This window comes from Halococcus sp. PRR34 (genome assembly GCF_028617175.1).
GTDB lineage: Archaea > Halobacteriota > Halobacteria > Halobacteriales > Halococcaceae > Halococcus > Halococcus salifodinae.
Genome location: NZ_JAQJDA010000001.1, coordinates 573727 through 579726, shown reverse-complemented (window position 1 = coordinate 579726; position 6000 = coordinate 573727). Strand labels below are relative to the sequence as shown.

The following is a 6000-nucleotide window of genomic DNA, read 5'->3' as shown; positions in this document are numbered from 1 at the left end:
CTCGTGGGGTTGAAGCTACGGGATGGAAGGTAATGATGTAATGATGGCTGGGTTTCAGACGAACCCTCGTGGGGTTGAAGCTACGGGATGGAAGGTAATGATGTAATGATGGCTGGGTTTCAGACGAACCCTCGTGGGGTTGAAGCGTCTTCGATGCGATCATGGCCGCTGCCGAAGGGCTCGTTTCAGACGAACCCTCGTGGGGTTGAAGCCGTTAGCAGCGGGGCTTCCAGCCATGTACGCGTTAGTTTCAGACGAACCCTCGTGGGGTTGAAGCCCAAAGGCAGCCTGAGCAACACAGAGAGAGTATGTTTCAGACGAACCCTCGTGGGGTTGAAGCCGAAAGTCCTCGGCGTCCCACCTCGCCAGCCAGGGTTTCAGACGAACCCTCGTGGGGTTGAAGCGTCGGCCGACGCGGGCCTTGCCCCGTCATATATCAGTTTCAGACGAACCCTCGTGGGGTTGAAGCTCGCCCCCATCCCGCACCCCAGCCCCCGGATCGTCGTTTCAGACGAACCCTCGTGGGGTTGAAGCGTCTTACGCCGTATGGGACGAACCCCTACCGAAGCGTTTCAGACGAACCCTCGTGGGGTTGAAGCGTTCAAAGAGGCGTTTATCAACGGCAATCCAGTATCGTTTCAGACGAACCCTCGTGGGGTTGAAGCATCAGTCGTCGCTCTCGTCCTCGTCCTCGTGCACGGTTTCAGACGAACCCTCGTGGGGTTGAAGCCGCTCTTCGAGTCGGCGCTTGTCCTCTTCTCTGACGGTTTCAGACGAACCCTCGTGGGGTTGAAGCCACTTCCGAGTTGATGCGCCTGACCCGCCACCGTGTTTCAGACGAACCCTCGTGGGGTTGAAGCGGGTTAGAGCATGACACGATGGAGAACCGAATCGCGTTTCAGACGAACCCTCGTGGGGTTGAAGCGGCTGGCTCTCCACGCAGGCGTCAAATGCGTGGGCGTGTTTCAGACGAACCCTCGTGGGGTTGAAGCCAGCGAGACGGACACGAAGATTGGATGTCCCGTTGTGTTTCAGACGAACCCTCGTGGGGTTGAAGCCACACGAGCCAACAGCCGTCCGTGCCGCGCGGCGGTTTCAGACGAACCCTCGTGGGGTTGAAGCGTCACGTTCGCCAGCGAATCGTTGGGGACGGTCGAGTTTCAGACGAACCCTCGTGGGGTTGAAGCGGCCTGTGGAGTTCGACCATCGGCTCTAAACCTGGAGTTTCAGACGAACCCTCGTGGGGTTGAAGCGTTCGATGCCATCAACCTCTACGCTAAAGAGAGTTTCAGACGAACCCTCGTGGGGTTGAAGCGGTCGTATTCTCGGTGGGCCGATCAGCGTCACTCATGGTTTCAGACGAACCCTCGTGGGGTTGAAGCGCACCACGCGACGGCGCGAACACGGAGTGTCTGTTGTTTCAGACGAACCCTCGTGGGGTTGAAGCGCGTGGGGCGTGGCCGCGAACAACTCCGACAGCGTTTCAGACGAACCCTCGTGGGGTTGAAGCTGTGGTTCCGTGCATTGGTATCTTAGTCTGTGCTGTTTCAGACGAACCCTCGTGGGGTTGAAGCGGCCACTGCGCGAAGCACCGGGGGATCGTGGATGAGTTTCAGACGAACCCTCGTGGGGTTGAAGCGTCCCGTCAACCAGCGAGTCGTTACCGACGCGAAGTTTCAGACGAACCCTCGTGGGGTTGAAGCGTCCCGTCAACCAGCGAGTCGTTACCGACGCGAAGTTTCAGACGAACCCTCGTGGGGTTGAAGCATTCGCTCGCGGAAGTTCCAGTACCCTGAGCGCATAGTTTCAGACGAACCCTCGTGGGGTTGAAGCGGTTAATTCATAACCACTCATACTATGTCTGACGAGTTTCAGACGAACCCTCGTGGGGTTGAAGCTGCTGGCGCTTCTGAGCCTGCCCGAGTGATGTCGAATTACAGACGAACTCTCGTAGAGCTGGATCTCACCGACCACCATCACCGATCGGTTCGGCTCCAACGACGGTCTGGGACACGTCGTCCACGCCGTCTCGATCCAGAATCCGGTCGGCACAGGCGAAGCCAGCGACGATCCCGCCGTTGAGGCTGCGCTCGGGATACTGTGCTCGACTCGCCATCCCCGCGTAGTAGAGCCCCGCCGCGACCTCGCTTCCGAGATCGTAGGGGATCACCATGTCGAGATAGCCGCGTTCGTAGACCGGTGCAGTGCGGGGATTTCGCGCGGTTTCGATCCAGTTCACGCTCCCGCGATCGAAGTCGGGAAACAGGTCCTCGATCCCGGTGAGCCACGTCTCCTCGACACCCTCGTCGTCCATCCGCCAGAGCGCTTCGTCGGAATCCTGAACGTAGCTCACGGCGTAGAGGAGGTGCTCGCCGCCGTACCGTTCTGCTGGGACGAAGTTGGTGTGTTCGATCAGCGCGCCGAAGGGCGCGTCGTCGGCGATGTTGAGCCAGTAGGTGTCCATCACCGACTCCGAAAGGCTCAGCACCGAACAGACCGTCCCCTGGAAGTCGATCTCACAGGAATATCCCGTGAGATCCTCTAGTACAGTGGGCATCGCAGCGACCACGACCTCGTCGACGTCGTAGGTCTCGGTTCCGCTCTCGGTCTCGGCGGTGAGCGAATCGACCGCGCCGCCGGCGGTCTCGACGTCCATGACGCGGGCTCCCGTTTCGACGTGTTCGCGGCCGACCGCGGCCACGAGCGCGTCGATCAGGCGGTGGAACCCGCCGTCGAAGTAGCCGAGGAACTCGCCGCGGAGGAGGTCGCGCTCGCCCCGGAACTTGACCCGGCCGAGGAGCCACGCCGCGCTCACCTCGTCCTTTCGCGAGCCGAACTTCGCCTCCAGCAGGGGTTCGAAGAAGTTCTCGTACACGCCACGGGTGGTGTGATCGAGCAGGAACTCCTTGATGGGCACGTCCTCGAACTCCCGAAGATCGTCGTAGGTGTCGAATTTCGGGATCCCGCCGCGAACGTCGATATCGAGGGTCAACATGCCGAGCCGGAACGTATCGTAGAGGCTCAAATGGGGGTACGCGAGGATCTCCCACGGCTTGTCCATCGGGTGGACCACACCGTCGACGTAGTAGGCGTTCTTCCCGACGTGCCACTCGACCGCACTCCCGAGGCCGAGCTCCGCGGCGAGTTCGACGATGGTCTCCTCGGATTTCGAGAGGTGGTGGTAGAACTTCTCGATCCGATCCCCACGAGTCTCGTAGGTCGCGGCGAGTCCCCCCACATCGTCGCTCGCCTCGAACACTCGCACGTCGTGGCCGGCCTTCCGGAGACGATAGGCCGCGGCGAGGCCCGCGACGCCGCCACCGACGATACCGATCATGCTCCGCGTTCCCGTCCGGAGGGAATGGGTGTTGTGATCGACGCGCCGTCGCCGAACGGTCGCGAGGCGGCCACGACACCGACGGCCCACAGCGTTAGGTGAGTGCCGGACGTACCGCGGCCATGACCGTCGTTGCACTACTCAGTGTCGCACCAGTCCGGGAAGGCAGCATGGCCGGCGAGGTCGCGAAGGCCGTCGACGCACTCGACGAGTTCGACGTGAGCTACGAAACCAACCCGATGGGCACCGTGATCGAGGCCGAGGAAGTGGGTGAACTGTTCGCTGCGGCCCAGGCGGCCCACGAGGCCGTCGACGGTGACCGGGTGAGCACGGTCCTGAAGATCGACGACAAACGCGCAAGCGAGGACTCGGCGAGCGAGAAAGTCGATGCGGTCGAACGCGAACTCGGCCGGGCGGCGAGCGGCAACCCCGACGAGTAGATCGGTCGCCGACAGGACCGACAGGACCGACAGACCGTTCACCCACGCCGTCGAACCCGCGGTATGGAGAGTCTCAATCGGATGGCGCTCGAACTCGTCGAGGAGGCCATCGAGTTCGCCGACGAACTCGCGATCGAGATCACGGAACTCGACAACGGGGCCACGGTGCTCGACTTCGGTCACGACGTCGCTGGCGGTATCGAGGCGGGCTTGCTTCTCGCCGAGATCCAGACGGCGGGGCTCGCGACGATCCAGAACCGTCTGGGCGAGGTCGCTGGCGCGCCCGTCCCCCATATCGATTGCACGACCGACCGTCCGGCGCTCGCACTGCTTTGTGCGCAGAAGGCAGGCTGGGAGCTCGCACTCGACGGGTTCGAGGGGTTGGCGAGCGGTCCCGGGCGCGCACTCCTCGCTGAGGAGGAGATCTTCGCGCGGGTGGGCTACGAGGACGACTTCGATTTCGCGACACTCGCGATCGAGGCCGACGACCTCCCAGGGGAGGCGGTCGCCGAGCGGATCGCCGACCGAACCGATATCGGGGCGAACGCGGTCTTCCTCCCCTCGTTTCCGAGCGCGAGCCTCGTCGGCAGCGTCACGGCCGCTGCGCGCGCTGCCGAACTCGCGACTGTTCGCCTCGCCGACCTCGGCTACGATCCGCTCGACATTCGGTCGGTGAGTGCGAACGCGCCGGTCGCACCCGTGGCGGGAGAGGAGGCGACCGCGATCGCCCTCGCGAACGACGCGCTCGCCTACGGCGGTCAGGTCCACCTCACCGTCGACGAGGAGTTCGACCGGTTCGACGAACTCACCTCGACTGCGAGCGACGAGTACGGAGCCCCGTTCGAGGCGATTCTCGACGGCGTCGACTGGAACTTCGCCGAGCTCTCGGACGGGCTGTTCGCGCCGGCGCAAGTCACCGTCGACGTCAGCGGCGGCCCGACCCACGCGTTCGGGGCGACGAATGAGGACGTGCTCGGTGACGCCTTCGGACTGTGAAGTTCAAGATCGTTCCCGCGCCGCGGAGCCACGAGTTCGTCGCGGAGGCCCAGCAGGCGCTGCCGCTGATCCCCAGCAGCGAGAACGACTGCTGTGCGCGACTCGTCGATCGGACGGCCCTCGACGCGCGCGAGACGGCCCGCGAGTGGGTCACGTTTCTCCGTGCGCTCGGTCTCGCCGAGGAGACCGAATCGGGCTATCGGCGGCTGCGACGCGACCCTGACCTCGCCGACCTCGCTGCCGCGTTTCGCGAGACGGTCTTCGGGGCCGACGCCGTTCTCGACGTGCTCGACGCGGCCGACGAACCGCTCGGCGTCGAGGAGGTCTACGAGCGGTTCCGCGAGGAGGTGCCGAACTGGGAACGGTATCGACGCGCGGACTGGGACGACGAGTGGCGCAAGCGCGTCGAACGGCTGCTCGACTGGGCGGTCGTGTTCGGCCTCGCCGAGCGGGTCGACGGCGCGTATCGCAGTGACTGACCCATCCGACTTTTGTCCTCGCCGCCCCTCTCACGGACGATGAGCGCACCCGTCGACACGGTGCTGTTCGACATCGACGACACGCTGTGTGCGTACCGCCGGTCGGGGGCGGACGTACTCACGGCTGCCTTCGAAGCTACCGGCGTCGAGCCGTTCTTCGGGATCGAGGACTACTACGACCGCTACTCGGCGTTCGTCGATCGCACCGACACCATCCACGAGCTACGCACCGCGTGCTTTGCCGCACTCGCCGACGAGCGCGGCCGTGACCCCGATCACGGACGAGCGGTCGCAGCGGCCTACGCCGACGAACGCGACCACCGAGCCGTCGATGCCTTGCCGGGCGCGCGCGAAGCCGTCGATCGCCTCGGGGCCGACCACCGCCTCGGCGTGGTCACCAACGGCGCGCCCGGGATGCAGGCCGAAAAGCTCGCCGCGATCGGTCTCGACGACGCGTTCGAAGTCGTCGTCCACGCCGGCTACGACGCACCCGCGAAACCCGACCCCGCGCCGTTCCACCACGCACTCGACGCGCTCGACACCGACCCCGACTCAACTGTGCACGTCGGCAACTCCCTGACCTCGGACGTGCCTGGCGCACAGGCGGCTGGCCTCCGGGCTGCGTGGCTCGCCGATGGCTCGACGCCTGACCCGGTGCCCGCATACACACTCGACTCGATGACGGCTCTCCACGAGCCGCCGTGGCAGACCCGCTGACTGTCGCTCGGACGTTTTACCGGCAATAAAC

General features: G+C 64.3%; 5 protein-coding genes and 1 CRISPR repeat array. Of the genes, 4 read left to right on the top strand and 1 reads right to left on the bottom strand.

The window, feature by feature from the left end; translation table 11 throughout:
- Positions 1–51: 51 nt before the first annotated feature.
- Positions 52–1963: a CRISPR direct-repeat array (repeat unit 30 nt; unit sequence GTTTCAGACGAACCCTCGTGGGGTTGAAGC).
- Entirely contained in the window at positions 1964–3337 is a 1374-nt protein-coding gene (locus PHA81_RS03065) for an NAD(P)/FAD-dependent oxidoreductase (protein WP_005045383.1), read from the bottom strand.
- 122 nt (positions 3338–3459) lie between these two features.
- Between PHA81_RS03065 and PHA81_RS03060 the strand changes: the two genes are divergently transcribed.
- The 4 genes from PHA81_RS03060 to PHA81_RS03045 all read left to right on the top strand — a co-directional run bounded on the left by PHA81_RS03060 (position 3460) and on the right by PHA81_RS03045 (position 5969).
- On the top strand, positions 3460–3777 hold the full coding sequence (locus tag PHA81_RS03060; RefSeq protein WP_005045384.1) for an MTH1187 family thiamine-binding protein: 318 nt from the start codon (positions 3460–3462) through the stop codon (positions 3775–3777).
- Positions 3778–3840: 63 nt separating this feature from the next.
- Positions 3841–4773: a methenyltetrahydromethanopterin cyclohydrolase gene (mch, locus tag PHA81_RS03055; protein ID WP_005045385.1), complete on the top strand. Its 933-nt coding sequence runs from the start codon at positions 3841–3843 to the stop codon at positions 4771–4773.
- Positions 4770–5252 (top strand): hypothetical protein, encoded by a 483-nt coding sequence (locus tag PHA81_RS03050; RefSeq protein ID WP_005045387.1) that lies wholly within the window; start codon positions 4770–4772, stop codon positions 5250–5252. Before mch ends, PHA81_RS03050 begins: the two co-directional genes overlap by 4 nt.
- Before the next feature lie 39 nt (positions 5253–5291).
- Positions 5292–5969: an HAD family hydrolase gene (locus PHA81_RS03045; protein WP_005045388.1), complete on the top strand. Its 678-nt coding sequence runs from the start codon at positions 5292–5294 to the stop codon at positions 5967–5969.
- The last annotated feature ends 31 nt before the right edge of the window (positions 5970–6000 follow it).